The sequence below is a fragment of the Streptomyces sp. NPDC087300 genome, from assembly GCF_044744425.1.
Classification (GTDB): domain Bacteria; phylum Actinomycetota; class Actinomycetes; order Streptomycetales; family Streptomycetaceae; genus Streptomyces.
Genome location: NZ_JBIUYI010000009.1, coordinates 171,734 through 196,097, shown reverse-complemented (window position 1 = coordinate 196,097; position 24,364 = coordinate 171,734). Strand labels below are relative to the sequence as shown.

General features: G+C 71.1%; 20 protein-coding genes. 11 read left to right on the top strand and 9 right to left on the bottom strand.

What is annotated here, in order from left to right; genetic code table 11:
- Positions 1-3 precede the first annotated feature (3 nt).
- From ACIO9J_RS33940 to ACIO9J_RS33925, 4 genes are all read right to left on the bottom strand, one after another.
- A complete protein-coding gene (locus ACIO9J_RS33940; RefSeq protein ID WP_402008030.1) occupies positions 4-333 on the bottom strand; it encodes a bifunctional 3-phenylpropionate/cinnamic acid dioxygenase ferredoxin subunit in 330 nt (109 codons plus the stop codon).
- Complete coding sequence (sufD, locus tag ACIO9J_RS33935) at positions 330-1,511, bottom strand: Fe-S cluster assembly protein SufD (protein ID WP_402008028.1); 1,182 nt, start codon at positions 1,509-1,511, stop codon at positions 330-332. Before sufD ends, ACIO9J_RS33940 begins: the two co-directional genes overlap by 4 nt.
- A gap of 86 nt (positions 1,512-1,597) precedes the next feature.
- Complete coding sequence (gene sufB / locus ACIO9J_RS33930) at positions 1,598-3,022, bottom strand: Fe-S cluster assembly protein SufB (protein ID WP_402008026.1); 1,425 nt, start codon at positions 3,020-3,022, stop codon at positions 1,598-1,600.
- The gene (locus ACIO9J_RS33925; RefSeq protein ID WP_402008024.1) at positions 3,019-3,750 is read right to left on the bottom strand and encodes a helix-turn-helix transcriptional regulator; all 732 of its coding nucleotides are present in this window, start codon (positions 3,748-3,750) and stop codon (positions 3,019-3,021) included. The genes sufB and ACIO9J_RS33925 overlap by 4 nt, the downstream gene beginning before the upstream one ends.
- Positions 3,751-3,911: 161 nt before the next feature.
- On the opposite strand from ACIO9J_RS33925, the gene ACIO9J_RS33920 reads away from it, so the two are divergent.
- Entirely contained in the window at positions 3,912-4,703 is a 792-nt protein-coding gene (locus tag ACIO9J_RS33920) for an aminoglycoside N(3)-acetyltransferase (protein ID WP_402008021.1), read from the top strand.
- On the opposite strand, the gene ACIO9J_RS33915 is transcribed toward ACIO9J_RS33920, so the two are convergent.
- Positions 4,700-5,479: a formate/nitrite transporter family protein gene (locus tag ACIO9J_RS33915; RefSeq protein WP_402008019.1), complete on the bottom strand. Its 780-nt coding sequence runs from the start codon at positions 5,477-5,479 to the stop codon at positions 4,700-4,702. The genes ACIO9J_RS33920 and ACIO9J_RS33915 overlap by 4 nt on opposite strands.
- Positions 5,480-5,590: 111 nt before the next feature.
- Here ACIO9J_RS33915 and ACIO9J_RS33910 point away from each other — a divergent pair, with 111 nt between their 5' ends.
- The 3 genes from ACIO9J_RS33910 (at position 5,591) to ACIO9J_RS33900 (ending at position 9,606) form a co-directional block, all read left to right on the top strand.
- Positions 5,591-6,514 carry an ABC transporter ATP-binding protein gene (locus ACIO9J_RS33910; RefSeq protein WP_402008017.1) on the top strand — a complete coding sequence of 308 codons (924 nt, stop codon included), beginning with the start codon at positions 5,591-5,593 and terminating at the stop codon, positions 6,512-6,514.
- A complete protein-coding gene (locus tag ACIO9J_RS33905) occupies positions 6,511-7,281 on the top strand; it encodes an ABC transporter permease (protein ID WP_402008015.1) in 771 nt (256 codons plus the stop codon). The genes ACIO9J_RS33910 and ACIO9J_RS33905 overlap by 4 nt, the downstream gene beginning before the upstream one ends.
- A 66-nt stretch (positions 7,282-7,347) precedes the next feature.
- On the top strand, positions 7,348-9,606 hold the full coding sequence (locus ACIO9J_RS33900; protein WP_402008013.1) for a glycogen debranching N-terminal domain-containing protein: 2,259 nt from the start codon (positions 7,348-7,350) through the stop codon (positions 9,604-9,606).
- On the opposite strand, the gene ACIO9J_RS33895 is transcribed toward ACIO9J_RS33900, so the two are convergent.
- The gene (locus tag ACIO9J_RS33895; RefSeq protein WP_402008011.1) at positions 9,565-10,725 is read right to left on the bottom strand and encodes a glycosyltransferase family 4 protein; all 1,161 of its coding nucleotides are present in this window, start codon (positions 10,723-10,725) and stop codon (positions 9,565-9,567) included. The two genes, ACIO9J_RS33900 and ACIO9J_RS33895, sit on opposite strands and share 42 nt — an antisense overlap.
- A gap of 227 nt (positions 10,726-10,952) precedes the next feature.
- Between ACIO9J_RS33895 and ACIO9J_RS33890 the strand changes: the two genes are divergently transcribed.
- Positions 10,953-13,670: a tetratricopeptide repeat protein gene (locus ACIO9J_RS33890; RefSeq protein ID WP_402008009.1), complete on the top strand. Its 2,718-nt coding sequence runs from the start codon at positions 10,953-10,955 to the stop codon at positions 13,668-13,670.
- A gap of 43 nt (positions 13,671-13,713) precedes the next feature.
- Complete coding sequence (locus ACIO9J_RS33885; protein WP_402008349.1) at positions 13,714-14,703, top strand: heme A synthase; 990 nt, start codon at positions 13,714-13,716, stop codon at positions 14,701-14,703.
- Here ACIO9J_RS33885 and ACIO9J_RS33880 read toward each other — a convergent pair.
- From ACIO9J_RS33880 to ACIO9J_RS33870, 3 genes are all read right to left on the bottom strand, one after another.
- Complete coding sequence (locus tag ACIO9J_RS33880; protein WP_402008007.1) at positions 14,683-15,780, bottom strand: amidohydrolase family protein; 1,098 nt, start codon at positions 15,778-15,780, stop codon at positions 14,683-14,685. The genes ACIO9J_RS33885 and ACIO9J_RS33880 overlap by 21 nt on opposite strands.
- A 137-nt stretch (positions 15,781-15,917) precedes the next feature.
- Entirely contained in the window at positions 15,918-16,265 is a 348-nt protein-coding gene (locus ACIO9J_RS33875) for a hypothetical protein (protein WP_402008005.1), read from the bottom strand.
- 145 nt (positions 16,266-16,410) lie between these two features.
- Positions 16,411-17,364: a heme o synthase gene (locus ACIO9J_RS33870; protein ID WP_402008347.1), complete on the bottom strand. Its 954-nt coding sequence runs from the start codon at positions 17,362-17,364 to the stop codon at positions 16,411-16,413.
- A 386-nt stretch (positions 17,365-17,750) separates the two neighbouring features.
- On the opposite strand from ACIO9J_RS33870, the gene tkt reads away from it, so the two are divergent.
- From tkt to pgl, 5 genes are read left to right on the top strand one after another with little or no spacing between them, the layout of a single operon-like run.
- Positions 17,751-19,838 (top strand): transketolase, encoded by a 2,088-nt coding sequence (tkt, locus tag ACIO9J_RS33865; RefSeq protein WP_402008003.1) that lies wholly within the window; start codon positions 17,751-17,753, stop codon positions 19,836-19,838.
- Positions 19,839-19,873: 35 nt separating this feature from the next.
- Positions 19,874-20,992, top strand: coding sequence for a transaldolase (gene tal / locus ACIO9J_RS33860; RefSeq protein WP_402008001.1), 1,119 nt, complete (start codon positions 19,874-19,876; stop codon positions 20,990-20,992).
- A 5-nt stretch (positions 20,993-20,997) separates the two neighbouring features.
- Positions 20,998-22,530 carry a glucose-6-phosphate dehydrogenase gene (zwf, locus tag ACIO9J_RS33855; protein ID WP_402007999.1) on the top strand — a complete coding sequence of 511 codons (1,533 nt, stop codon included), beginning with the start codon at positions 20,998-21,000 and terminating at the stop codon, positions 22,528-22,530.
- A complete protein-coding gene (opcA, locus tag ACIO9J_RS33850; RefSeq protein ID WP_402007997.1) occupies positions 22,527-23,558 on the top strand; it encodes a glucose-6-phosphate dehydrogenase assembly protein OpcA in 1,032 nt (343 codons plus the stop codon). The genes zwf and opcA overlap by 4 nt, the downstream gene beginning before the upstream one ends.
- Positions 23,555-24,334 carry a 6-phosphogluconolactonase gene (gene pgl, locus ACIO9J_RS33845; protein ID WP_402007995.1) on the top strand — a complete coding sequence of 260 codons (780 nt, stop codon included), beginning with the start codon at positions 23,555-23,557 and terminating at the stop codon, positions 24,332-24,334. The genes opcA and pgl overlap by 4 nt, the downstream gene beginning before the upstream one ends.
- Positions 24,335-24,364 lie beyond the last annotated feature (30 nt).

The following is a 24,364-nucleotide window of genomic DNA, read 5'->3' as shown; positions in this document are numbered from 1 at the left end:
GCCTCAGGACTCCTGGGAAAGGGAGGCGTGTACGTCAACGAGTACATCGCCCCCTTCGATCTTTACGGGGTATACGGGGACGGGGCGCGTCGCGGGAAGACCGGACGGCTTGCCGGTGCGGAGGTCGAACGCGGAGCCGTGCAGCCAGCACTCGATCTGGCAGTCCTCCACCTCGCCCTCGGAGAGCGAGACGTTCGCGTGCGAGCAGATGTCGTTGATCGCGAACACCTCGCCCTCGGTGTGGACGACCGAGACCGGCGTACCGTCGAGTTCCACCCGCTTGGGGGTGTCCTCCGACAGCTCGCTCAGGCCGCAGGCGCGTACGAAGGTCATGCGACCGTCGCCTCCAGCTCCTCTTCGATCTTCGCGATGAGGCGCTCCTCGACGTCCGGCAGGCCGATCTGCTGGACCAGCTCGGCGAAGAAGCCGCGGACGACCAGGCGGCGCGCCTCGTCCTCCGGGATGCCGCGGGACTGCAGGTAGAAGAGCTGCTCGTCGTCGAAGCGGCCGGTCGCCGAGGCGTGGCCCGCGCCGACGATCTCGCCGGTCTCGATCTCGAGGTTGGGCACCGAGTCGACCCGGGCGCCGTCGGTCAGAACCAGGTTGCGGTTCATCTCGTAGGTGTCCGTGCCCTCGGCCGCGGCCTCGATGAGGACGTCGCCGATCCACACCGCGTGCGCGTCGTCGCCCTGGAGCGCGCCCTTGTAGACGACGTTCGACTTGCAGTGCGGGGTGTTGTGGTCGACCAGGAGGCGGTGCTCCTGGTGCTGGCCCGCGTCCGTGACGTAGAGGCCGAAGAGCTCGGCCTCGCCGCCGGTGCCCGCGTAGTTGACGCGCGGGTGCAGGCGGACCAGGTCGCCGCCGAAGGTGACGACGACGGACTTGAAGGTGGCGTCACGGCCGACCAGCGCGTTGTGCTGGGCGATGTGCACCGCCTTGTCGTCCCAGTCCTGGACGGAGACGACGGTGAGCTTGGCGCCGTCGCCGACGATGAAGTCGACGTTGGCGGCGAGCACGGCGTCACCGGTGTGGTCGATGACGACCAGGGCCTCGGCGAACGCGCCCAGCTCGATCACCTGGTGCGCGAAGGCGGTGCCGCCCTCGCCGTGCACGGCGATCCGGATCGGCTCGGTGAGCACCGTCTCCTTGGGGACGGACACGACCGAGGCCTTCTCGAAGGACGAGTACGCCTGGGCGGCGACGCGGTCGACGGGCTTGCCCGCCTTGCCCACGCGCGCGTCGTCCCGGCCGACGGTCTCCTGGGTGACGCCCTCGGGGGCGCTCACCTCGACGCGGATGCCGCCGTCGGCCACCGCGGTGCCGTCGTGCAGGCCCCGCAGGCGCTCCAGCGGCGTGAACCGCCACTCCTCCTCGCGGCCGTGCGGCACCGGGAAGTCCGCCACGTCGAAGGACGGGGGCGCGCTCATGCGGGTCGCGACGGTGGACTCGGCGGCCACCGCGATCGATCCTGCGGTGGTGCTTCCCACCGGGATGTTCTGAGCCTCAGCCATGGCTGTCGTCGTGCTCTCTCTCTGCGTAAAGAAGTCAGTAGCTGCGAGGGCCCGGCCGGCGCGCGGCCGGCCGGTACCGGCCGGTGTTAACCGACCGAACCCTCCATCTGCAGCTCGATCAGCCGGTTCAGCTCCAGGGCGTACTCCATGGGCAGCTCCTTGGCGATCGGCTCGACGAAGCCGCGCACGATCATCGCCATGGCCTCGAACTCCGTCAGACCGCGGCTCATCAGGTAGAAGAGCTGGTCGTCGGAGACCTTGGAGACGGTGGCCTCGTGCCCCATGGAGACGTCGTCCTCGCGGACGTCGACGTAGGGGTAGGTGTCCGAGCGCGAGATCGTGTCGACGAGCAGCGCGTCGCAGAGCACGTTCGACTTCGAACCGGGGGCACCCTCACCGATCTCGACGAGACCGCGGTACGACGTACGACCGCCGCCGCGCGCCACCGACTTGGAGACGATGTTGGAGGACGTGTTCGGCGCCATGTGGACCATCTTGGAGCCGGCGTCCTGGTGCTGGCCCTCGCCCGCGAAGGCGATGGAGAGCGTCTCGCCCTTGGCGTGCTCGCCCATCAGGTAGACGGCCGGGTACTTCATGGTGACCTTGGAACCGATGTTGCCGTCGATCCACTCCATGGTCGCGCCCTCGTACGCCACGGCGCGCTTGGTGACCAGGTTGTAGACGTTGTTCGACCAGTTCTGGATCGTCGTGTAGCGGCAGCGGCCGCCCTTCTTCACGATGATCTCGACGACCGCGGAGTGCAGGGAGTCCGACTTGTAGATCGGCGCCGTGCAGCCCTCGACGTAGTGAACGTACGCGTCCTCGTCGACGATGATCAGCGTGCGCTCGAACTGGCCCATGTTCTCCGTGTTGATGCGGAAGTAGGCCTGGAGCGGGATCTCGACGTGCACGCCCTTGGGGACGTAGATGAACGAGCCGCCGGACCACACGGCGGAGTTCAGCGACGCGAACTTGTTGTCACCGACGGGGATGACGGTCCCGAAGTACTCCTTGAAGAGCTCCGGGTGCTCCTTCAGCGCCGTGTCGGTGTCCAGGAAGATGACGCCCTGCTCCTCCAGGTCCTCGCGGATCTGGTGGTAGACGACCTCGGACTCGTACTGGGCCGCGACACCGGCGACGAGGCGCTGCTTCTCCGCCTCGGGGATGCCGAGCTTGTCGTACGTGTTCTTGATGTCCTCGGGCAGGTCCTCCCAGGACTCCGCCTGCTTCTCCGTGGAGCGCACGAAGTACTTGATGTTGTCGAAGTCGATGCCGGAGAGGTCCGAGCCCCAGTTCGGCATGGGCTTCTTGTCGAAGAGGCGCAGGCCCTTGAGGCGGAGCTTGGTCATCCACTCCGGCTCGGACTTCTTGGCGGAGATGTCCCGGACGACGTCCTCGTTGATGCCGCGCTTGGCAGAGGCACCAGCCGCGTCGGAGTCGGCCCAGCCGTATTCGTACGTGCCCAGGCCCTCGAGCTCGGGGTGGGCAGTCTCCTCGATAGGGAGAGTCATGCGGGGTTCCTCCCGGCGGTGCTTGCTGATGGTGAATCGGTGGTCTGTGTGGTGCTGCGGGGGATGAAGGTCGTGCAGACGCCGTCGCCGTGGGCGATCGTGGCGAGCCGCTGGACATGCGTACCGAGCAGCGTGGAGAACATTTCCGTCTCCGCCTCGCACAGCTGCGGGAACTGCTCGGCCACGTGGGCGACCGGGCAGTGGTGCTGGCAGAGCTGCTCGCCGACCGGCGCGCTGCGCGCCGTAGCAGCGTACCCGTCGGCGGTCAATGCCTTCGCCAGAGCCTCGGTACGCCGCTCCGCGGGTGCCGCGTCGACGGCCTTCTTGTACGTCTCCGCCTGGGCGGCGATGCGCGCCTTGGCGAACGCGACGACCGCGTCCTCGCCGTGGTGCTCGGTGATCCACCGGAGCGCGTCCGCGGCCAGCTTGTCGTAGGACTGGTCGAAGGCGTCGCGCCCGCAGTCGGTCAGGGCGAAGACCTTGGCGGGCCTGCCCCGCGTCCGGGCGCCGTAGACCCGCTGCTCACGGGGTTCGACGACGTTCTCATGGGCGAGTGCGTCGAGGTGCCTGCGGACGGCGGCCTGGGTGAGGCCGAGCCGCTTGGCGAGGTCGGCCACGGTGGACGGGCCGTGGTCCAGGATGGACCGCGCGACCCGGTTGCGCGTCGAGTGGTCCGAGCGCATCCCGGTCGCGAGTTCCTCCTGGGGAGCCTCGCCAACGTTTTTCACAACGCCATTGTTGCGTAATTCCTCAGAGCCTGACAACCCGCGCCCGGATCACCGGCTGGTGCGCTGCATCACTTAGGCATACCTAAGCTGACCTGCGGAAACGATCACTGATCGATCAAACCGGTGGCGCGGGCGAGGCCGGTCGGGAAGACTCTCCGACCATGGCGACACCCCCTCCCACCGGCCCTTTGTGCACCCGTGAGTCGATCGCGGACGAGCTTCTGAGGCTCGGTGTGCGCCCCGGCGAGACCCTCCTCGCGCACACCTCGCTCAGCTCGCTCGGCTGGGTCAGCGGCGGTGTGGTCGCCCTCGTCCAGGCGCTCCTCGACGCGCTCGGCCCCGACGGCACGCTGGTCGTCCCGACGCAGACGGGGGACAACTCCGAGCCTTCGGTGTGGCAGAACCCGCCGGTGCCCGAGAGCTGGTGGCCCGTGCTGCGCGCGTCGATGCCCGCGTACGACCCACTGACCTCGCCCTCCTTCAACGTCGGCGTCGTTCCCGAGGCCGTGCGCACCTGGCCGGGCGCGCTGCGCAGCACGCATCCGCAGGCCTCGTTCGCCGCGCTCGGCCCCGCCGCCGCGCACCTCACCACGGGGCACGCCCGCGACTGCAGCCTCGGCGAGCGCAGCCCGCTGGGCCGTCTGGAGCAGGCGGGCGCCCGCGTCCTGCTGCTCGGCGCGGGCTACGGCTCGTGCACCGCGTTCCATCTGGCCCAGTACCGGATCCCCGGCCCCGAGTCCGAGAACTCCTTCGCGGTCATGACGTCCCAGGGCCGCCGGTGGACGACCGTGCGGGAGCCGTCGCTCGACAGCAGCCGCTTCGAGGAACTCGGCGCGGCCTTCGAGCGCGACACCGAGGTCGTACGGGGCAGCGTGGGCGCCGCCGAGTCGCGGCTGTTCCCGCTGGCGGACGCCGTCGCGTACGCCGAGCGGTGGCTGGCGTCACCCGCCTAGAGGTCCTCTTCACGCTCAGGGCGCCCCATGAACCAGTACGACCCGGCCACCAGGAGACCGCCCCCGACCACATTGCCCGGCACCGTGAACAGCAGGTTCCTGCCCAGGTCGGCGAAGTCCGCGCCGCCGTCCAGGATCGCGAGGGCGAACAGGGCCATGTTCGCCACGCAGTGCTCGAAGCCGACGGCGACGAAGACGAGGACCGGGATCCACAGCACGAAGATCTTCGCGCCGTCCCCCTTGGCCCGGTAGAACATCCAGATCGCCAGGCAGACCAGGAAGTTGCAGAGCACGGCGCGCCAGAACAGCTGTCCGCCGGCCAGTTCCTCCTTGCTCCGGACCATCTCGGCGAGCATCGCGCGCGCCGAGGGCGTCGAGGCGACGCCGGACGCGTGCACCATCGCGCCGAAGAGGAACGCCCCGACGAAGTTCCCCGCCAGCGAGAGCCCCCAGCTGCCGACCAGGTCCCGCGCCCCGGTCCGCCCGGTCAGCGCGCCGATCAGCATCACCATCACATTGCTGGTGAACAGCTGCGCGCCCGCGAACATCACGATCGTCAGCGCGATCGGGAAGACCGCTCCTTCGAGGAGTTTCACCGCCGCAGAGCCCGCCGCCACGAACGGCGACACCGCCACCAGGAGCAGCACCTCGCCGACCCCGATGTAGGCGCCCGCGAGGACGGCCGAGACGAAGTAGCGCGGGGTGCGTCTGAGGTCGTGCGCCTTGTGGGCCGCCTGCTCAGAGGTCTCCTCGACGTTCTCCGCGATGCTGGTCACGTATCGACGCTAGGCCCCGTTTCCTCCTCGTACGGCCGGAAAAGGTCACCAGGAAGAGGACCGGCGCCCCGCCCGCCCGGGACCTCGGACCCGTCCCTAGACTTGCTCACCATGCGAAGCGAGCCCGTCGTCCAGATCGGGAATCTGGTCAAGCGGTACGGAACCAAGACCGCGGTCGACGGTCTCGACCTGAGCGCCGGGGCGGGCATCACCGCCGTCCTCGGCCCCAACGGCGCGGGCAAGACCACCACGATCGAGACCTGCGAGGGCTACCGGAAGCCGGACTCCGGCACCGTCCGCGTCCTCGGCCTCGACCCGGTCCGCGAGGCCGCCGCGCTGCGGCCCAGGATCGGCGTGATGCTCCAGTCCGGCGGCGTCTACTCCGGCGCCCGCGCCGACGAGATGCTGCGCCACGTCGCCAAGCTCCACGCCGACCCGCTGGACGTGGGCGACCTCATCGAGCGGCTCGGCCTCGGCAGCTGCGGGCGCACCACCTACCGGCGTCTGTCCGGCGGCCAGCAGCAGCGCCTCGCGCTAGCCATGGCCGTGGTCGGCAGGCCCGAGCTCGTCTTCCTCGACGAGCCGACGGCGGGCCTCGACCCGCAGGCGCGCCGGGCCACCTGGGACCTGGTGCGCGACCTGCGCCGCGACGGCGTCGCCGTCATCCTCACCACGCACCACATGGACGAGGCCGAGGAGCTCTCCGACGACGTCGCGATCATCGACGCGGGCAAGGTCATCGCCCAGGGCAGCCCCGACGAGCTGTGCCGGGGCGGCGCCGAGAACACCCTGCGCTTCACCGGGCGCCCCGGCCTGGACGTCGGCTCGCTCCTGAAGGCGCTGCCGCCGGACTCGGCCGCGGCCGAGCTGACCCCCGGCTCGTACCGCGTGAGCGGCACGGTGGACCCGCAGCTGCTCGCCACGGTCACCTCGTGGTGCGCCCAGCACGGGGTCATGCCGGACCGGATCTCGGTCGAACGCCACACCCTGGAAGACGTCTTCCTGGAGCTCACGGGTAAGGAGCTGCGCGGATGAGCGCCGCCGGTACGTACACGCCGAAGCCGGGCGCCGCCCCGCTGCCCCGCATGATCGCCGCGCAGGCGGTCCTCGAGACGAAGATGCTGCTGCGCAACGGCGAGCAGCTGCTGCTCACGGTCGTGATCCCGGCCCTGCTGCTCGTGCTTTTCAGCGCGGTCGACATCGTCGACACCGGCACGGGCGAGGCCGTGGACTTCCTCGCGCCCGGCATCCTCGCGCTCGCCGTGATGTCGACGGCGTTCACCGGCCAGGCCATCGCGACGGGCTTCGAACGCCGGTACGGCGTGCTCAAGCGGCTCGGCGCCTCCCCGCTGCCCCGCTGGGGCCTGATGGCGGCCAAGACCCTGTCCGTCCTGGTCACCGAGGTGCTGCAGATCGTGCTGCTCACGGTGATCGCCTTCGCGCTCGGCTGGTCGCCGCACGGCAACCCCTTCGCCGTCCTGCTGCTCCTGGTGCTCGGCACGGCGGCCTTCTCCGGGCTCGGCCTGCTGATGGCGGGCACGCTCAAGGCGGAGGCGACCCTCGCGGCGGCGAACCTGGTCTTCCTGCTGCTCCTGATGGGCGGCGGCGTGATCGTCCCGCTCGACAAGTTCCCCGACGCGGCCCAGTCGGTCCTCGGCCTGCTCCCCATCTCGGCGCTCTCCGACGGGCTGCGGGACGTGCTCCAGCACGGCGCGGGCATGCCGTGGGGGAACCTCGGGATCCTCGCGGTCTGGGCGGTGCTCGGGCTCGGCGCGGCGGCGCGGTTCTTCCGCTGGGAGTGAGGCGCGGGGAGTGACCGGGCCGCGGAGCGGGGAGTGACCCGGCCGCAGAGCGGGCACTCCCGTTCCGTGGCCGATACCCCGGAATTACCCGGACCCACGTCCGACGCCCCGGCACCGCCGCGGGCCCGCGCCCTGCAGCCGCTGCTGCACGACGTGGTGATCTGCGTCGCGGCGCCCGCGTTCACCGCGTCGCCCCGTGACGGTCAGCTCCGCGGCGCGCGGGCCGACGGCTTCTACGACCACGACCGGCGGCTCCTGCACACCCTGCTCCTGCGGATCGACCGGCGCGAGCCCGAGCCGGTGGGCGTCCAGCCGCTGGGGCCCGACCGGGTGCGCTTCACCGCCGTGCACCGCTACCACGGCGACCGCACGGACGACCCGACGGTGATCGTCGAGCGCGAGCGCACCGCGGGCGCGGGCGAGACCGTGCTGCTCCGCAACGTCGGCACCGTCGCCCGCACGCTGCACGTCGCGCTCTCCGCCGCCACGGACCTCGCCGACATCGCCGACGTGAAGCGCGGCCTGACCGGACGGGCCGTCGCCCCGGCCATCACGCGCGCCGGGGGCGCCGCGTTCGCCTGGCACTCCCCCACCGGCCACGCCCGGGTGCACGCCGTGGGCTGCCCCGAGCAGCCCGAGACCGCCGCGGGCCCCAAGGGCGGCACCTTCACCTGGCCGCTGGTCGAGCTCCCGCCGGGCGGCTCCTGGCTGATCCGGCTCACCGTCACCGGCCGCGCGGTGCCCGACCCGCCGGGCCACCCGGCCGCCGCCCGCCCGCAGGTGCCCTGGTCGGAGCCGGTGGTCCGCGGCGACCGGCGCCTCATCGGCCTGGTCCGCCAGGGACTCGCCGACCTGCGGGCGCTGCGGCTCGCCGACGGCTCGGGCGGGCACGGCAGGCCGGGCGGACCCGGCGGGCACGGCACGGACGGTTCCGACGACCAGTTCATCGCCGCGGGCTGCCCCTGGTACCTGACCCTCTTCGGCCGTGACTCCATCTGGTCGGCCCGCATGCTGCTGCCGCTCGGCACCGAGCTGGCCCGCGGCACCCTGTGGACCCTGGCCCGCCGCCAGGGCACGGTCGACGACGCGTCCCGCGAGGAGGCGCCGGGGCGGATCCTGCACGAGCTGCGGCCCGCCGAGTCCCGGCACGGCCACGGCCTGCGCCTGCCCGCCCGCTACTACGGCTCCGTGGACGCCACGCCGCTCTTCGTCTCGCTGCTCGTCGACGCCTGGCGCTGGGGCCTGCCCGACGCGGACGTCGACGCCCTGCTGCCGTACGCGGAGCGCGCGATGGCGTGGATCGTCAGGACCGCGGACGACGACGAGGACGGGCTGCTGCGCTACTACCCGCGCCCCGGCGGCCTGGTCCACCAGTCCTGGAAGGACTCGGCCGACGCGGTGCGCGACGCCGCGGGCCGCCGCATCGAGCCGCCGCTCGCGCTGTGCGAGGTGCAGGGCTACGCGTACGAGGCGGCGACCGGCCTCGCCGAACTGCTCGCCTCCCGCAAGGAGACCCACCAGGCGCGGACGCTGCGGGACTGGGCGGCGCGGCTGCGCGCGCGTTTCGCCGACGCCTTCTGGATCCAGCAGGGCCGGGGCCCCGCCGCGCGCTACGTGGCCATCGCGGTCGGCCGCGACCGCGACCCGGTCACCGGACCCGCCTCCAACATGGGCCAGCTGCTCGGCACCGGCATCCTCGACGGGGCGGGCTGCGCCGACGTCGCCGCCTGGCTCGCCTCGCCCGAGCTGAACTCCGGCTGGGGGCTGCGCAGCAGGTCGGCGGCGGTGCCCGGCTTCAACCCGCTGAGCTATCACGGCGGTTCGGTGTGGACCCACGACACCGCGATCGCCGTGCAGGGCCTGTGCACGTCGGGCCGGCACGCCGAGGCCGCCGCGCTCGCCGACGGGCTGCTCGACGCCGCGGTCCACTTCTCGTACCGGATGCCCGAGCTGTACGGCGGCGACGCCCGCACCGACGTCTCACCGGCGCCGCTCGCCTATCCGGCCGCCTGCCGGCCGCAGGGCTGGTCCGCGGCATCCGGTGTCGCGGTGCTCGGCGCGCTCCTCGGCCTGCGCCCCGACGCCCCGCGCCGCGCGCTCGGACTGCGCCCGCCGCACCCCGGCCTGCTCGGACCGCTCGCGGTCTCGGGTCTGCGCCTGGCGGGCGCGGACCTCTCGGTGCGGATCGACCGCACCGGGCGTACGACGGTGACCGGGCTGCCGGACGGCTGGCGGGTGGACACCGGTGGGGGCGCCGGCGCGGGGAACGGGTCGGGCGCCGGTTCAGACACCGGCGCGGACGCCGGTCACGGCCCCCGCGGCTGACGCTCCGTCCGCTCCCGGGACCCCGAGGAGTTCGCGGTAGGCGTCCTCCATGCGCCGCAGGTAGATCTTGCGCAGATCGAAGTGCCCGGTGACGTGGGCCCGGCCGCTCAGGCCCATCCGGCGGGCCGTCGCCCGGTCCTCCAGGAGTTCGGCGAGGCGCGCGGCGAGCTGTTCCTCGTCCTGCCGCGGGACCAGGTAGCCGGTCACCCCGTCGTTGTCGACGCCCTCGTCGAGACCGCCCATACGGGTCACCACGACGGGCCGCGCCGCGCACATGGCCTCCAGCGGGGCCAGCCCCATCGGCTCGTCGAAAAGCGAGGGATAGACGACGACGGTGGACGCGGCGTAGAGATCAGGCATTTGATCGACACCCTTGTCCTCCGCGAATTCCACGTAGGAGGTCAGCTCCCGCTTTTCGATCTCCTTTTCGACGTGTTCCCGGAATCCGATCTTCTCGCCGTGGAAATCGACCGTCTGGCGGGTGTCCGTAAGCAGCAGCCGTGGTCTGAATACGCACATCCGGCGGCGGACGATCAGGTCGAGCGCGCGGACCGCGAGCAGGGCCCCCTTGTCGGGGATCAGCCGCGCGGGCAGCAGCACCGTGCCCGGCTGCGGCTCGGCGTCGAGCGGGGCCACGCGCGCGTACGGAGCGGTGTCGATGCCCAGGTAGGTGTGCTCCGCGTGCACCCCGAGCACCTCGGCGCAGGCGGTCCGCATGAACGCGGAGACGGCGTAGTGCCGGTCCCAGCGGTCCGCCGTGAGCACGGATTCCCCGCGTCCTGGCTCGCCCCAGATGCTGTGGTACGTGTGGCAGAGCGCGAGCCGGAGCGGTTCGCGCAGCGCCTCAAGGGCCTGGGCGGGGGCCCCGCTGAAGTGGTGCAGGTTGTGGCAGTGCACCAGCCTGATGCCGCGCTTGCCCAGCACCTCGGCGAACCACCGGGTGAGCCGCTGCGGATCGTCGGGTCCCGGGTCGAGCCTGGCCAGGTCGAGCGCCGGGTGGGTGAGCACCTCGACGCCCGGTTGACCCGGGCACTGCGCGCCCGGTGTGCCGGTCAGGACGGTGACCCGGTGTCCGCGCAGTGCCAACAGCCGTGAATAGTCCCAGAGGTGGGATTCCACCCCGCCCACGCTGGGGGGAAAGGACCAGTGGACCAACGCGATATCCATCCCGACCCCCGGGGGTTGATCCATCGTGCCGAGGTCCATGCCGCCTCCGTACCGTCGAATCCGCGAAGCGCAGATGCTAGCCGCAGAATCCACTGCGGCGATATTCCGGCGGGCCGGGCTTTCCCCCGAGAATGGGACTGTACTGCGCACTGCGCGGGGGAGGCAGACAGGGGGAACTGATGTCCGTATCAAATTCCGGTGTATTCATCGGCGCCCGCAAGCAGTTCGCCGTCACGCGCAAGCGGTTCGCCGTCGGCATCAGACGGCTCGCCACCGGCACCACCGCGGTCTCCGCCCTGGCCATCGCCCTGATGGGGATCATCAAGGAGAAGACGAGCGGCCCCGTCCTCGTGGTCTTCGTCGTCCTCATCGTGCTCGCCGTCCTCGCGCTCGTCCTGGTCGCCCGGCCCGCGACCCAGGAGAGCGGCACGGCCGAGGCCGCCGTGCGCGCCGTCCCGCCCAACAACCTCCCCTTCCGCTCGCGGTACTTCGTGGGCCGCAAGAAGGAACTCGCCCGCCTGGAAAGGACGCTGCGGCCCGCCAAGGGCCCCAAGGGCCGCCGCGTCGGCGTCGTGCACGGCACCGGCGGCGTCGGCAAGTCCCAGCTGGCCACGGCGTACGCGCACGACACCCTGGCCGAGCACAGCCTGACCCGGTGGCTCAACGCGACCAGCCCCGACCGGCTCCTGTGCGATCTGCTCGAACTCGCCACCCTGATCGGCATCACCTACCACGAGTCCAAGACCGTCGTCCTGACCCGCCTGTGGAGCTGGCTGCGCGACCATCCCGACTGGCTGCTCGTGTACGACAACGTCCAGCTCGACGACTCCGGACAGCCCGGCGAGGGGCCCGTCGACCACCAGCAGGGGTTACAGCCCCTGCTGCCGCCCGAGGGCGTCGGCGAGATCCTGATCACCACCCAGCTGCGCGAGGGCTGGACCGGCCTCTGCCCCGACCCCCTCGAACTCGCCGTCTACGACGAGGCCGACGGCCTGGCCTTCCTGCGCAAGCGGACCGGTTCGGCCGCCGACGAGCGGCTGCGCAGGCTCGGGACGCAGCTCGGCTGGCAGCCGCTCGCCCTCGAACAGGCGGGCGCGTACATCGAGCAGGCCGAGATCGGCGTCGACGGCGAGGACTACGAGGAGTACTTGCAGCGGCTCTCCGCGCAGACCGCCGACAGCGACGCCAAGACCTTCGAGCTGGCGATCGAGCGGATCGGCGCGCAGCAGCCCGCCGCCGAGGACCTGATGCGGCTGTGCAGCTTCCTGGCCTCCGAGGACGTGCCGCGCGCCACGCTCTTCCGCTACCGCTCGGTCCTGCCCGACCGGCTACGGCTCGTCATGGACGACCAGCTGGCCTTCACCCGGCTCGTCCTCAAGCTGGTCGACCACTCCCTGATGACCCGCCACGGCGACGGCCGCACCGAACCGGTGACGTACGGCATCCACCCCCGGGTGCAGATCTTCATCCGCTCCCGGCTGACCGGCCACGAGCGCCTGGAGTGGTCGCAGGCCGCGGTCCGGCTGATCGAGGCGGCCTTCCCGCTCGCCCCCGAGCAGCTCGAATCCCGGGTGGCCTGCGAGCGGCTGATGCCGCACGTCGACGCGGTGACCGCCGAGCCCGCCTGGGCCGCCGACAGCGACGGCGAACTGGGCGCGGCCAGGGACCCGGAGGCGCTGGTGCGGCTGCTGCACCGGGCGGGCGGCTACCAGAACCACCGCTGCGAGTGGAAGAGCGCCCTCGGCTTCTTCGGCAGGGAGGCGGAGCTGCGCGGCCTGGGCACCGGCTCCGAACAGTGCCTGGCGACGGCCCATCTCGCCATCGCCCGCCAGCACTACCTGCTCGCCCACCTCGACACGGCGGAGGCGGCCTGCCGCAGGGCGCTCGCGCTGTGCGACGCCCACAAGGACGACGACGCCTTCCAGCAGGTGCGGGCGCAGTGCTGCCGGCTGTTCGGCGGCATCCTGCGCGAGCGCAACCGCTTCCGGGAGGCGAGCGGCTATCTGGAGGCGGCGCTGCGCATCTACGAGTTCCAGGGCTCGGGCTGGGAGGTCATCGACTGGGCGGTCACCGAGCAGGAGGCCGGGATGATCCACCGCAACGCGGGGCGGCACACCGACGCGCTCGACTGCTACGAGCGGGCCGGCGCCCTGGTCGGCGGCGGCGGCTCCACCGGCCTTGAGGAGCACGTGGTGTTCCGCGCCATGCTCCGCCGCGACGTGGGGATCGTGGCGCAGGACCGCGGCGACCTGGACACCGCGGAGCGCGAGCTCTCGGCGGCGCACGAGGTGTTCCGCAGCAAGCGCGGCGAGGAGGACTTCGAGACGGCGCAGGTCGCCAAGTTCCTCGCGGACGTGCTGCGCCGCAAGGGCCAGCGGTGCAGGGCCGCGTCCCGGGACACCCGCAATCCGCTGCGCAAGCGCCGGCTGCGCGCCCAGGCCCAGGCACACCTCGCCAGGGCGCACGAACTGCTCGGCCCCGTCCTCGCCCTGCTCGGCAAGCGCCGTACGACGGAGGCGCACACCTATGCCGCCTGTCTCAACAAGCTGGGCTCGCTCCAGTGGGCGCAGGGACAGCTGCACCGGGCGATCGACACCCTGCGCGAGGCCGAGGAGATCTACGTCACCGCGTACGGACCCGACCACCACTACCGGGCCAAGACGCTCTCGCGGCTCGGACCCGTGCTGCGCGCGGCGGGCGACCGCGAGGGCGCCGAGCGCGAACTGCGCACGGCGGAGCGCATCTTCGTGGCCAGCCTGGGCGAGGGCCACCCCTCGCTCGTCGCGGTCTACGAGTTCCTCGCGGACTGCGCCCAGGACCCGGCGCGCGCCGCGGAACTGCGGGCCCGCGCCACCCGCATCCACCGGTCGCTCTGGGACAACTCGTCCCCCTCGTGAAAGGTTGCACAAGCGGCCCCCTACGATAGGGCGCGTGCCAAACGTGACCCGAGACGACGTCGCTCAAGCCGTGCGGAACCCGCTCGCCTTCATCGCCGAGCGTTGGACTCCCACCCAGCGGACCGTCCAGCAGGCGGCCTTCATCTCCCTCGCGATGACCGTGCTCATCGTGGTGACGGGCGGCGCCGTCCGGCTGACCGGCTCCGGCCTGGGCTGCCCGACATGGCCCAAGTGCACCGAGGAGTCCCTGACCGCGACCAGCGAGATGGGCTTCCACGGCTTCGTCGAGTTCGGCAACCGCATGCTGACGTACGTGCTGTGCGCCGCCGTCGGCTGGGCGATCATCGCCGCCCGCTCGCAGAAGCCGATGCGGCGCAGCGTGACCCGGCTCGGCTGGGTCCAGTTCTGGCTGGTCATGGGCAACGCCGTGCTCGGCGGCATCGTGGTCCTCGTCGGCCTCAACCCGTGGACGGTCGCGGCGCACTTCCTGCTCTCCACCGCCCTGATCGCGGTCGCCGTCACGATGTGGCAGCGCATTCGCGAGGGCGACGCTCAGCCGCGCCCGCTGGTCGGCAAGGCCGTCGTGCAGCTCGTCTGGTTCCTGGTCGCGGCCTCCGTGCTGCTGATCGCGATCGGTACGGTCGTGACCGGCTCGGGTCCGCACGCGGGCGACTCCAGCGAGGTGCCGCGGATGGGCTTCGACTGGGAGACCGTCAGCAAGCTGCACGCGGTGCTCGCCTGGATCGTGGTGACCCTGACGTTCGCCCTGTGGTTCGTCCTCAAGGCGGTCGACGCCCCGCGCGGCCCGCTCTCGCGCACCCGCGACCTGTTCCTGATCCTGCTCGCGCAGGGCGTCATCGGCTACGTCCAGTACTTCACGGACCTGCCGGAGGTCCTGGTCGGCCTGCACATGTTCGGCTCGTGCCTGGTCTGGATCGGTGTGATGCGGGTGCTGCTCGCGCTGCGCGAGCGTCCGCACGGCACGGCGGGACTGCCCGCCCAGGCCGACGACTCACAGCTCTCGTCCGTCTGAGAGTCCGTACACCCGGCGGGCGTTGCCCGCGGCGATCAGCTCCGCCACGCGCTGCGCGTCGGTGAGCGACCAGGCCCCCTCGGCGACCCAGGTGCCGAGCACCCGCCCGAGCGCCTCGCGGAACAGGTGCGCGCCGACGACGTGCAGTTCGGGCAGTCCGTGGGCGCCGCTGGAGAACAGCAGCTTGCCGAAGGGCGCGAGCTCCAGGATCTCCGAGAGGACGGCCGCCGCCCTGGCCCCGGTGCGCACGAGCGCGGGCCCCAGGTCCGCGAACACGTGCGGGAAGACGGCCGCCAGGTGCGCGGCGCTGCGGTGGTACGGGTAGCCGTGCAGCAGCACCAGATCGGTGCCGAGCCCCGCGGTGGCCCGCGCGAAGTCCCCGAAGTACGTCTGCGGGTCACCGGCCCCCGCGTGCAGTTGGAGCGGCAGCCCGGAGGCCACGGCGATCCACAGCAGGTGCCGCAGCAGCACCGGGTCGGTCAGTTCGCCGCCGACCTGCCGCCCCGCGAGCCAGCGCCCCACGGCGCCGCGCACCTCGCCGGGCCCCGGCGGCTCCGCGGCGAGCGCGAGCGGATGCCGCACGCCCGCGACCGAGGTGAAGGCGACGGCTCCCCCGGCGGCCGCGTGCACGGACTCGGCGAGATTGGCGAGGAACGAGTCCGCGGTGCCCGAGGTGTCGGCGACCTGCTCGGCCAGTAACTCCAGGCGGACGATCTCGCGGGCCTCGGCGTCCCCGGTGGACGCCATCTCGCCGGGTCCCGTCAGGTCCCCGGGCAGGCCGGTGTCGACGAGGTAGGTGGTGATGCCGCTGCCGCGCAGCAGGCGCCGCCCCGATTCCAGTACGCCCAGTTCGCGGCGGCGGGCGAGATAGCGGGCGGGCGGGCAGTGCTGCTCCAGGCCGAGCAGGGGCGGACACCAGCGGCGTACCGCGAAGCCGGTCTGGGTGTCGAAGAAGGTGGTGCCGGGGGCGGGTGGTCCCTCGCCCCGGCCGAGGTGGGCCTCGAAGGTGCCGAGGCCCAGTTCCGTACGGAGAACGCCATGGCAGTACTGATCCACCAGTGACGGCGTTTCGATCATGCGGGCTCCCGCTGAGTGGACCTTGCTCCTACGGTCCTAACGGGTGACCCGGGTGTCAGGTGTTGCTTTCGGACAGTCTCCGGGGCTCGAACAGGTGCCCGGGAGGGGGCCCGATCGGCAGCGGCGGCGGGTGTCCGTCAGCCGTTGCTCGGGCCGCCGATCTGGATGCCGGCCATGCGCGACCACTCGTAGGGGCCGGTCTCCACCTTGGCGGCGAAGTCGCCGTCGAAGTCCTCGTGGACGGTGATCCCGGCCTTCTCCACGGCGCTGCGCGCGACCCCGTAGGTCGGCGCGACCAGGTCGCCCCAGCCGCCGTCGTCGCCGACGAGGACGATGCGGGCGCCCTTGCGGCCGATGTACGCGATCTGCCCCTCGGCACCGCCGTGCGCCTGCGCGAAGGAGCTGATCTCCTTGGCCAGCTTGGCCGCTCGGCGCTCGTCCTTGGCGGCCTGCTTGCTCTCGTCCACCTGCTGCGTCTCTGCCATGGGCAGGATGCTACCGACGAGTAGCCCATGTGGCGACAGGCGCGCGACGTGGCGTGGACCACGAAAGGGCGCCCCCGTTACGGGGGCGCCCTTAAGGGGCGCGGGGAACTGCGCGACCAGCCCCCTCCGGCCCGCGGAAAACGAACTACCGAAGGAACGGGTCCACCGCGACGGCGACGAAGAGCAGCGAGACATAGGTGATCGACCAGTGGAACAGCCGCATCTCCTTGAGCTTCCCGCCGGTGATCTCCGCCTTGGCCCGGTTCTGCAACCCGTGCGCCTCCCACAGCCACCAGCCGCCGGTGACGAGGGCGACCACCGTGTAGAACCAGCCCGTGTAGCCCAGCGGCTGGAGCAGCAGGGAGACGGCGACCATCACCCAGCTGTAGAGGACGATCTGCCGGGCGACCACCTTGTTGGAGGCGACGACGGGCAGCATCGGCACGCCCACGCGCGCGTAGTCGTCCTTGACCTTCATGGAGAGCGGCCAGTAGTGCGGCGGCGTCCAGAAGAACATCACCAGGAAGAGGATGATCGGCGCCCACGACATGGAGTTGGTGACCGAGGACCAGCCGATGAGGACCGGCAGACAGCCCGCGATGCCGCCCCACACGATGTTCTGCGAGGTGCGCCGCTTGAGGATCATCGTGTAGACGACCACGTAAAAAAGCAGCGCGCCGAGCGAGAGCCAGGCGGAGAGCCAGTTGACCGCGAGGCCGAACAGCAGGGTCGATACGACACCGAGCGTGATGCCGAAGACCAGGCACTCGCGCGGGCTCACCATGCCCGTGACCAGTGGCCGCTGCGACGTGCGGTCCATCAGGGCGTCGATGTCGCGGTCGATGTACATGTTCAGCGCGTTGGCGCCACCGGCCGAGAGGTAGCCGCCCAGGCAGGTCACGAAGACCAGCCACAGGTCGGGCACGCCCTGTTCGGCCAGGAACATCACCGGAACGGTGGTGATGAGGAGGAGTTCGATGATCCGCGGCTTGGTCAGCGCCACGAACGCCTTGACACGGGCCCCGAACGGCCGATGGCTCGGGCTAATGTCCGTCCCGGAAACCCCCGCTGGACGGGATTCAACGGCCGTCACGCACACCCCTGACAGAGACATCCCAGCGAGCCGACCAGCACCTTCTGACATGAAGATCCGGTAAAGGCTCGCGCGTACCACGCCACTGTAGACGTTGCCCATACCTCGCCCTTCGCGGGGGTGGGGTCGTGTTGAGCGGCCGGGCGCGCGGCGCGGGTGGCCGGACGGGCGGTCACATGAGCGGTGTATCCGACCCTTTGAGCGGTCACATGAGCACCCCTTTATTCACATGGTGAATCCCCGCGCTTTCCTTTCAGGAGGCGGATCCCGGCATGTCCCGGCAGTCTGGAATGACTCGAAAAAATGCACGTTCCACCAGCGGTAGGCTCGACATCGGCCGGTGGGATCTACATCGCCGGCATTCGACATGTGGAGAGGAGCCCTGACTCAGGGTGAGCACCAAGCCGACCACCACAGACCTCGAGTGGACCGAACTGGACCAGCGAGCTGTTGACACCGCTCGCGTCCTGGCCATGGATTCCGTACAGAAGGTCGGCAACGGCCATCCCGGTACGGCCATGAGCCTCGCGCCCGCCGCGTACACCCTCTTCCAGAAGGTGATGCGGCACGACCCGGCGGACGCCGAGTGGACCGGCCGCGACCGGTTCGTGCTCTCCGCGGGCCACTCGTCCCTGACCCTCTACACCCAGCTCTACCTGGCCGGCTTCGGCCTGGAGCTGGACGACCTGAAGGCCTTCCGGACCTGGGGCTCCAAGACCCCCGGCCACCCGGAGTACGGCCACACGGTCGGCGTGGAGACGACGACGGGCCCGCTCGGCCAGGGCGTCGCCAACGCCGTGGGCATGGCGATGGCGGCCCGCTACGAGCGCGGTCTTTTCGACCCGGAGGCGGCCGCGGGCACCTCCCCGTTCGACCACTACATCTACGCCATCGCCGGCGACGGCTGCCTCCAGGAGGGCATCTCCTCGGAGGCGTCCTCGCTCGCCGGGCACCAGAAGCTCGGCAACCTGATCCTGCTGTGGGACGACAACCACATCTCGATCGAGGGCGACACGGAGACCGCGGTCTCCGAGGACACCGTCAAGCGGTACGAGGCGTACGGCTGGCACGTGCAGCGCGTGGCACCCAAGGAGGACGGCGACCTCGACCCGGCCGCCCTCTACGCCGCGATCCAGGCCGCCAAGGCCGTGACGGACAAGCCGTCCTTCATCGCGATGCGCTCGATCATCGCCTGGCCCGCGCCCAACGCGCAGAACACCGAGGCCGCGCACGGCTCGGCGCTCGGCGACGAGGAAGTGGCCGCCACCAAGCGCGTCCTCGGCTTCGACCCGGAGCAGAGCTTCGAGGTCTCCGACGAGGTCATCGCGCACACCCGCGAGGCGCTCGACCGCGGCCGCGAGGCCAAGGCCGAGTGGGAGAAGGGCTTCGCCGCCTGGCGCACCGCCAACTCCGAGCGCGCCGCCGAGTTCGACCGCATCGCCGCGGGCGAGCTGCCCGAGGGCTGGGAAGCGAAGATCCCGGCGTTCGAGACCGGCAAGGGCGTCGCCACGCGTGCCGCGTCCGGCAAGATCCTCCAGGCGCTCGGCGCGGTCGTCCCCGAGCTGTGGGGCGGCTCCGCCGACCTCGCGGGCTCGAACAACACGACGATCGACAAGACGAGCTCCTTCCTGCCCGCGGACAACCCGCTGCCGGAGGCGGACCCGTACGGCCGCACGATCCACTACGGCATCCGCGAGCACTCCATGGCCGCGGAGATGAACGGCATCGCGCTGCACGGCGGCACCCGCGTCTACGGCGGCACCTTCCTGGTGTTCTCCGACTACATGCGCAACGCCGTCCGCCTGTCGGCGCTGATGCACCTTCCGGTGACGTACGTGTGGACGCACGACTCCATCGGTCTCGGTGAGGACGGCCCGACGCACCAGCCGGTCGAGCACCTGGCCTCGCTGCGCGCCATCCCGGGCCTGAACGTCGTGCGCCCGGCCGACGCCAACGAGACGGCTGTCGCGTGGCACGAGATCCTCAAGCGCTACACCAAGGAGTTCGGCAAGGGCGCCCCGCACGGGCTCGCGCTGACCCGTCAGGGCGTGCCGACGTACGAGCGCGACGAGGACGCGGCCAAGGGCGGTTACGTCCTGTTCGAGGCCGAGGGGGGCTCGCCCGAGGTCGTCCTCATCGGCACCGGCTCCGAGGTGCAGCTCGCCGTCGAGGCGCGCGAGCAGCTGCAGGCCGCGGGCGTCCCGACGCGCGTCGTCTCGATGCCGTGCGTCGAGTGGTTCGAGGAGCAGGACCAGGAGTACCGCGAGAGCGTGCTTCCGCCGTCCGTCAAGGCACGCGTGGCCGTCGAGGCGGGCATCGGCCTGACCTGGCACAAGTACGTGGGCGACGCCGGCCGCATCGTCTCGCTGGAGCACTTCGGCGCTTCGGCGGACGGCAAGGTCCTCTTCCGCGAGTTCGGTTTCACCGCCGAGAACGTGGTCGCGGCCGCCCGGGAATCGATCGACGCCGCTCAGCGCTGACGCCGACATACGACCAAGTAGGAGATGTATTTTCCATGACAGACGCACTGAAGCGCCTCTCCGAAGAGGGCGTCGCGATCTGGCTGGACGACCTGTCGCGCAAGCGGATCACGTCCGGCAACCTCGCCGAACTGATCGACCAGCAGCACGTCGTGGGCGTCACGACCAACCCGTCGATCTTCCAGAAGGCGATCTCGTCGGGCGACGGCTACGAGCAGCAGCTCGCCGACCTCGCCGCCCGCAAGGTCACCGTCGAAGAGGCCATCCGCATGATCACGACGGCGGACGTCCGTGACGCCGCCGACATCCTGCGCCCGGTCTTCGACGCGACGAGCGGCCAGGACGGTCGCGTGTCGATCGAGGTCGACCCGCGCCTGGCGCACGACACGGCGGCCACGGTCGCCGAGGCCAAGCAGCTCGCCTGGCTGGTGGACCGCCCGAACACGCTCATCAAGATCCCGGCCACCAAGGCGGGTCTCCCGGCGATCACCGAGGTCATCGGCCTCGGCATCAGCGTCAACGTCACGCTGATCTTCTCGCTGGAGCGTTACCGCGAGGTCATGGACGCCTTCCTGGCCGGCTTGGAGAAGGCCAAGGAGCGCGGCCTGGACCTCGCCAAGATCCACTCGGTGGCGTCCTTCTTCGTGTCCCGCGTGGACACCGAGATCGACAAGCGCCTGGACGGCATCGGCACGGACGAGGCCAAGGCCCTCAAGGGCAAGGCCGCGCTCGCCAACGCCCGGCTCGCCTACGAGGCGTACGAGGAGGTCTTCTCCTCGGACCGCTGGGCCGCGCTCGACAAGGCGCAGGCCAACAAGCAGCGTCCGCTGTGGGCCTCGACCGGCGTCAAGGACCCGGCGTACAAGGACACCCTGTACGTCGACGACCTCGTCGCGCCGAACACGGTGAACACCATGCCGGAGGCGACCCTGGAGGCCACCGCCGACCACGGCTCGATCACCGGCAACACCATCGCGGGCACCTACGACGCCGCGCGCGCCGAGATCGCCGCCGTGGAGAAGCTCGGCATCTCGTACGACGACGTCGTGCAGCTCCTCGAGGACGAGGGCGTCGAGAAGTTCGAGGCCGCCTGGAACGACCTGCTCAAGTCCACCGAGGCAGAGCTCAAGCGCCTCGCCCCTTCGAAGGGCTGACCACCTTGTCCGCAGTTCATGGAGCTAACCCGCTTCGTGACGCCGCAGACCGACGGCTCCCGCGTATCGCGGGGCCGTCGGGCCTGGTCATCTTTGGCGTCACGGGCGATTTGTCCCGTAAAAAGTTGATGCCCGCCGTCTACGACCTCGCCAACCGCGGTCTGCTTCCGCCGGGCTTCTCCCTCATTGGTTTCGCCCGCCGCGAGTGGCAGGACGAGGACTTCGCGCAGGAGGTGCACGACTCCGTCAAGAAGCACGCGCGGACGCCCTTCCGCGAGGAGGTCTGGCAGCAGCTCATCCAGGGCATGCGCTTCGTCCAGGGCAACTTCGACGACGACGACGCCTTCGAGCAGCTCAAGGCCACCATCCAGGACCTCGACAAGGCCCAGGGCACGGGCGGCAACTTCGCCTTCTACCTCTCGGTGCCCCCGAAGTTCTTCCCGCAGGTCGTCCAGCAGCTCAAGAAGCACGAGCTGGCGGACGCTCCCAAGGGCTCCTGGCGCCGTGCGGTCATCGAGAAGCCGTTCGGCCACGACCTGGCGTCCGCCCAGGACCTGAACGCGATCGTGCACGAGGTGTTCGCCCCGGACCAGGTGTTCCGGATCGACCACTACCTCGGCAAGGAGACCGTCCAGAACATCCTGGCGCTGCGCTTCGCCAACCAGATGTTCGAGCCGATCTGGAACCGGTCGTACGTGGACCACATCCAGATCACGATGGCCGAGGACATCGGCATCGGCGGCCGCGCCGGCTACTACGACGGCATCGGCGCCGCCCGTGACGTCATCCAGAACCACCTGCTCCAGCTGATGGCCCTGACCGCGATGGAGGAGCCCGCCTCCTTCGACGCGGACGCGCTCGTCGCCGAGAAGGCGAAGGTGCTCGGCGCGGTGAAGCTGCCGAAGGACCTCGGCAAGGACACCGTGCGCGGGCAGTACTCCGCGGGGTGGCAGGGCGGCGAGAAGGCCGTCGGCTACCTCCAGGAAGACGGCATCGACCCCAAGTCGAAGACCGACACCTACGCGGCCATCAAGTTGCAGGTGGACAACCGCCGTTGGGCGGGCGTGCCGTTCTACCTGCGCACCGGCAAGCGGCTCGGCCGACGGGTGACGGAGATCGCGGTGGTCTTCCAGCGCGCGCCCCACTCCCCCTTCGACCACACCGCCACCGAGGAGCTCGGGCAGAACGCGATCGTCATCCGCGTCCAGCCGGACGAGGGCATCACGGTCCGCTTCGGCTCCAAGGTGCCCGGCACCTCCATGGAGATCCGGGACGTGTCGATGGACTTCGCGTACGGCGAGTCCTTCACCGAGTCCAGCCCCGAGGCGTACGAGCGGCTCATCCTGGACGTCCTGCTCGGCGACGCCAACCTCTTCCCGCGCACGGAGGAGGTCGAGCTGTCCTGGAACATCCTCGACCCGATCGAGCAGTACTGGGACAAGCACGGCAAGCCCGCGCAGTACCCGGCAGGCACCTGGGGCCCGACCGAGGCGGACGAAATGCTCGCACGAGACGGACGGAGCTGGCGTCGGCCATGAAGATCGACCTTACGGACACCACGTCCAGCAAGATCAACAAGGCGCTCGTGCAGGGCCGCCGTGCCATCGGCACCCCGGCCGTCGGCATGGTGCTGACCCTCGTCATCGTCACCGACGAGGAGAACGCCTACGACTCCCTGAAGGCCGCCAACGAGGCGTCCCGCGAGCACCCCTCGCGCACCCTCGTGGTCATCAAGCGCGCCGCCCGCTCCCCCCGCGACCGCACCACGTCGCGGCTGGACGCGGAGGTACGGGTCGGCGTCGAGGCGGGCACCGGCGAGACGGTGGTCCTGCGCCTGTACGGCGAGGTCATCAACCACGCCCAGTCGGTCGTGCTCCCGCTGCTGCTTCCCGACGCCCCCGTGGTCGTCTGGTGGCCGGTGAACGCGCCGCTGGACCCCGCCAAGGACCCGCTCGGGGCGCTGGCCCAGCGCCGCGTCACGGACACCTACGCGGCCGAGCAGCCGATCCACGAGCTGACCGCCCGCGCCGAGGCGTACACCCCCGGCGACACGGACCTGTCCTGGTCCCGGATCACCCCGTGGCGCTCCATGCTCGCGGCCGCGCTCGACCAGGTCACCTGCAAGGTCACCTCGGTCGAGGTGGAGGGCGAGGAGTTCAACCCGAGCTGCGAGCTGCTCGCGATGTGGCTCGCGGACCGGCTCGACGTCCCCGTGAAGCGCTCGCTGTCGGCGGGGCCTGGGCTCACCGGCGTACGCATGGAGACCACCTGCGGTCCCATCGTGCTCGACCGGGCCGACGGTTCGCTCGCGACGCTCTCCATCCAGGGCCAGCCGGACCGCGCGGTCGCGCTCAAGCGCCGTGAGACGTCCGAGCTGATCGCGGAGGAGCTGCGGCGCCTGGACCCGGACGACACCTACGCGTCGGCGCTGAAGTACGGCGTGGACCGGCTCGGCGAGGTCTCGGAGCCGCCGGCCGCGGCGGACGGCGAGAAGGAGGCCGCCGACGAGCCGAAGAAGGCGGCCCCCGCGAAGAAGGCCGCCGCCAAGAAGGCGGCGGCGAAGTGACCGGCGCCCCGCAGCTCGTCGTCCACCGCGACAAGGAACTGATGGCGCGGGCCGCCGCGGCCCGCCTCATCACGAAGATCGTCGACGCGCAGGCCGCCCGCGGCTACGCGTCGGTGGTCCTCACCGGCGGCCGCAACGGCAACGGCCTTCTCGCGGCGCTGAGTTCGGCCCCCGCGCGGGACGCGATCGACTGGTCGCGGCTCGACCTGTGGTGGGGCGACGAGCGTTTCCTGCCGGACGGCGACCCCGAGCGCAACTACACGCAGGCCCGCGAGGCCCTGCTCGACTCGGTGCCGCTCAATCCGGCGCGGGTGCACCCGATGCCCGCGTCCGACGGCCCGTACGAGGCGGACGCGGCGGCGGAGGTCTACGCGGCCGAACTCGCCGCGGCGGCGGGGCCCGAGGACCACGGCCCGGTGCCGACCTTCGACGTCCTGATGCTCGGCGTCGGTCCCGACACGCACGTCGCGTCGCTCTTCCCGGAGCTCCCCGCGGTGCGCGAGACGGAGCGCACGGTGGTCGGCGTGCACGGCGCGCCGAAGCCCCCGCCGACCCGCGTCACGCTCACGCTCCCCGCGATCAGGTCGGCCCGCGAGGTCTGGCTGCTCGCGGCGGGCGAGGACAAGGCGAAGGCCGCGGCCATCGCCCTGTCGGGCACGGGCGAGATCCAGGCCCCCGCGGCAGGCGCCTACGGCCGCTCCCGCACCCTCTGGCTCCTGGACACAGCAGCAGCCTCCCAGCTCCCCCCGGAGCTGTATCCCCCGGCTGTGGCCTGAGCGCTTTCCGCAGTACGCGACGAGGGCCCC

What these genes read in the sequence shown, in the direction of transcription:
- tal (WP_402008001.1), top strand. Translation starts at nt 19,874, where the DNA reads ATGACAGACGCACTGAAGCGCCTCTCCGAAGAGGGCGTCGCGATCTGG.
- ACIO9J_RS33940 (WP_402008030.1), bottom strand. Translation starts at nt 333, where the DNA reads ATGACCTTCGTACGCGCCTGCGGCCTGAGCGAGCTGTCGGAGGACACC.
- ACIO9J_RS33890 (WP_402008009.1), top strand. Translation starts at nt 10,953, where the DNA reads ATGTCCGTATCAAATTCCGGTGTATTCATCGGCGCCCGCAAGCAGTTC.
- ACIO9J_RS33880 (WP_402008007.1), bottom strand. Translation starts at nt 15,780, where the DNA reads ATGATCGAAACGCCGTCACTGGTGGATCAGTACTGCCATGGCGTTCTC.
- ACIO9J_RS33875 (WP_402008005.1), bottom strand. Translation starts at nt 16,265, where the DNA reads ATGGCAGAGACGCAGCAGGTGGACGAGAGCAAGCAGGCCGCCAAGGAC.
- sufB (WP_402008026.1), bottom strand. Translation starts at nt 3,022, where the DNA reads ATGACTCTCCCTATCGAGGAGACTGCCCACCCCGAGCTCGAGGGCCTG.
- ACIO9J_RS33905 (WP_402008015.1), top strand. Translation starts at nt 6,511, where the DNA reads ATGAGCGCCGCCGGTACGTACACGCCGAAGCCGGGCGCCGCCCCGCTG.
- opcA (WP_402007997.1), top strand. Translation starts at nt 22,527, where the DNA reads ATGAAGATCGACCTTACGGACACCACGTCCAGCAAGATCAACAAGGCG.
- ACIO9J_RS33920 (WP_402008021.1), top strand. Translation starts at nt 3,912, where the DNA reads ATGGCGACACCCCCTCCCACCGGCCCTTTGTGCACCCGTGAGTCGATC.
- ACIO9J_RS33910 (WP_402008017.1), top strand. Translation starts at nt 5,591, where the DNA reads ATGCGAAGCGAGCCCGTCGTCCAGATCGGGAATCTGGTCAAGCGGTAC.
- sufD (WP_402008028.1), bottom strand. Translation starts at nt 1,511, where the DNA reads ATGGCTGAGGCTCAGAACATCCCGGTGGGAAGCACCACCGCAGGATCG.